1 pseudogene is annotated in these 3650 nt (G+C 75.1%); it reads right to left on the bottom strand.

Annotation, left to right across the window (positions count from 1 at the left end):
• Positions 1-3650, bottom strand: a pseudogene (locus QH283_RS18705) (amino acid adenylation domain-containing protein); the annotation flags it as partial.

The raw sequence follows: 3650 nt of genomic DNA on the forward strand, positions 1-3650 counted from the left end.
GCACCATGTAGCCGGGCAGGTGCTCGCGCACGGCGGCGAGCACGGCGGTGGCGTCCAGGCCCGCGCCGCGGACGTAACCGCCGCGCGCGTCGCGGCCCGCGGCGTCGGCGGCGACCACGACGGCGGCATTGCTCACCCCCGGCACGGCGGCCAGGGCGGCCTCGATCTCGCCGAGCTCGATGCGCTGGCCGCGCAGCTTGATCTGGAAGTCGTTCCGGCCAAGCTAGACCAGGTCGCCGTCGGCGTTCCAGCGCTGCAGGTCGCCGGTGCGGTACATGAGGCGGCCCGGCACGCCGAACGGGTCGGCGACGAAACGTTCGGCGGTCAGCCCGGCACGAGCCTGGTAGCCGCGCGCGAGCTGGTCGCCCGCCAGGTAGAGCTCGCCGGGCACGCCGGTCGGCACCGGCCGCAACCGGGCGTCGAGGACGTAGACGCGGGTGTTCCAGCAGGGGCGGCCGATCGGCAGCTCGCGCGCCTCGGCGCCCTCGGCGGGCAGGTCGGCGTCGGTGAACTCGTGGTAGACCGCCGAGATGGCCGCTTCGGTGGGGCCGTAGGCGTTGTGCACCGCGCCGTCGAACACCGCGCGCAAGGCGGTGAGCAGGTCGGGGGTCAGTGCCTCGCCGCCGCAGTGCAGGTGCCGGAAGGAGGCCAGGGCGTCGCCCATGCCCTCGCCGATCAAAGCCGCCAGCACCGAGGGCACGTATTCGGCGATGGTGATGCGGTACTCGCGCAGCAGGCGCGCGAAGTAGGCCAGGTCGAGGTGACCGCCGGGCGCGGCGATCACCAGCGGGGCGCCGACCGCGACCGGCAGGAAGCATTCCCACACCGAGACGTCGAAGGTGAGCGGGGCGCGTTGCAGGATGCGGTCCTCGCCGGTCACCTGGTAGCGGTGTTCGAGCCAGCGCAGCTGGTTCATGATGGCGCGGTGGGTCACCGCCACGCCCTTGGGGCGGCCGGTGGAGCCCGAGGTGAACAGGATGTAGGCCAGGTTGTCCGGGCGCAGCGCGGCACGGCGCTCGGCGTCGGTGACCGGGCGGGCCGGGTAGCCGGACAGGTCGAGTTCGGCGAGCACCAGGGTGCGCACGCCGGGCAGCGGCGGCAGCTGCGCGCCGCCGGCGACGAGCACCAGCGCGGGCCGGGCCTCCTCGACGATGGTGGCCAGGCGGTCGGCCGGGTGCGCGGGGTCCAGCGGCAGGTAGGCGCCGCCCGCGCGCACGATCGCGTACATGGCCACGAGCATGTCGATCGAGCGCAGCGCGGCCAGGCCGACCACGCTCTCCGGGCCGACGCCCGCTTCGATCAGGTGCCTGGCCAGGCGGTTCACCCGCTCGGCCAGTTCGGCGTAGGTGCGGGACTCGCCCTCGAAGACGACCGCGCGAGCGTGCGGGTCGGCCTCGGCGCGGACGGTCAGCAGGTCGTCGAGGGTTTCCCCGGGCAGGCGGTGCGCGGTCGCGTTGCGTTCCGACAACAGCAGCCCGCGTTCGGCCACCGACAGCAGCTCCACATCGCCCACCGAGGTGCGAGCGTCGCGGACCATGGCCCGCAGCACCCGCTCGAAACCGGCGAGGAAGCCGGTGACGGTGCGCTCGTCGAACAGGTCGAGCGCGTAGTGCAGGTAGATGTCGATGCCGGCGGGCGCGCCGTCGGCGTCGTGGTGGTCGGTCAGCGTCCAGTCCAGGTCCAGCTGGATGGGCGCGGGCCCGACCTCGAGCGCGCCGATCTCCAGCTCGGGCAGGCGCACCTGTGGCCTGGCCTGGTTCTGCAGGGTCAGCGCCACCTGATACAGCGGTGAATGCGCCTGCGAGCGCACCGGATTCACCGCGTCGACCAGCTGCTCGAAGGGCACGAGCGCGTGGTCGAAGGCGGCCAGGTCGGTGCGGCGGACCGTGTCGAGCAGTTCGGCCAGCGGCGCCTCGGCACGGACCGGGGTACGCAGCACCAGGGTGTTGACGAACATGCCGACCAGCTCGTCGAGCGCCTGCTCGCCGCGACCCGCCACGGGAGCGCCGATCACCACGTCGTCGGTGACGGCCAGCCGGGCGAGCAGGGCGGCCAGCGCCGCGTGCAGCACCATGAACGGGGTGGCGCGGTGGGTGGCGGCCAGTTCGGTGATGCCGCGGTGCAGATCGGCGTCGAGCCGTCCGGTGACCGCGCCACCACGGGTGCTCGCCACGGCAGGCCGGGGGCGGTCGGCGGGCAGGGTGATGACGTCCGGCAGGTCGCGCAGCTGGGTGGTCCAGTAGGCCAGCTGGCGCGCGAGCACCGAGCCCGCTTCGTCGGCGGCGCCGAGGGCGCGGCGCTGCCAGCAGGCGAAATCGGCGTACTGCACCGGCAGCGGGGTCCACGTCGGCGCCGTGCCCGCGCGGCGGGCCAGGTAGGCGGCGGCCAGGTCGCGGGTCAGCGGGGCGAAGGACCAGCCGTCGGCGGCGATGTGGTGCACGACGAACAGCAGCACGTGCTCGGGGGCGTCGGCGTCGAGGACGCGCAGCAGGCGCACCCGGACCGGCGGCGCGGTGGTCACGTCGAACGGCGTGGTCGCGGCCTCCGCCACCAGGGCGGGCAGCTCGTCCAGGCGCGCGGGACGGACGGTGAGGTCGGCGGTGTGCGCGTCGGCGGGCAGCACCACCTGGTGGGCGGCGCCGTCGCGGTCGGGGTAGACGGTGCGCAGGGTCTCGTGCCGGGCGACCCCGTCGGCGATGGCGGCCTCGAGGGCGGGCAGGTCCAGCTCTCCGGTCAGGCGCAGGGCGAACGGGATGTTGTAGGCGCCGCCGCCGCTGTCGTCGCGGCCCTGGTCGAAGCGGTTGAGGAACCACATGCGCTGCTGGGCGATGGACAGCGGAACGGGTTCGGTGCGCTCGCCGGGGACCAGCGGCGGCAGCGCCGAGGCGACCGCGCCGGAACCGGCGGTCGCGGCGTCGATCACGCGGGCCAGCTCGGCCACGGTCGGCGCGTCGAAGATCGCGCGCACCGGCACCCGCGTGCCGGAGGCGGCGGACAGACGGGCGGCGAGCTGGGTGGCGACCAGCGAGTTGCCGCCCGAGGCGAAGAAGTCGTCCCCCGCACCGATCTTGTCGCGGCCGAGCAGGTCGGCGAAGACCTCGGCGACCAGGACCTCGGTGGCGGTCTCGGGGGCGCGGAAGGCGGCGGCCGCCGGGGCGGGGGCGGGCAGCGCCTTGCGGTCGAGCTTGCCGGAGGAGTTGAGCGGGAACGCGTCCAGCACGACGTAGGCGGTGGGAACCATGTACGCGGGCAGGCGGGTAGCCAGGGCGGCGCGCACCTCGTCGGTCGCGAATGTGGCGGCGGGGTCACCGGCCTGTGATTCGGCGGCGACCGGTTCGGCGGCCGGGACGAGATAGGCGACCAGCTGGTCGCCGGTGCCGTGGTCGTCGCGGACCGCCACCGCGGCCTGGGCGACGCCGGGCAGGTCGAGCAGGGCGGTCTCGATCTCGCCCAGTTCGATGCGCAGGCCGCGGATCTTGACCTGGAAGTCGGTGCGGCCCAGGTATTCCAGCTCTCCGGCGGCGGTCCAGCGGACCAGGTCGCCGGTGCGGTAGAGGCGGGCGGCCGGGCCGCCCGCCCGGGGGGCCGCGCAGCGGGGGGCGGCGCGGGCGGGGGGGGCCGGGGAGGCGCCGGCCCCCGGGGGCGGCGCG

Source organism: Nocardia farcinica (assembly GCF_029867845.1).
GTDB lineage: Bacteria > Actinomycetota > Actinomycetes > Mycobacteriales > Mycobacteriaceae > Nocardia > Nocardia farcinica_A.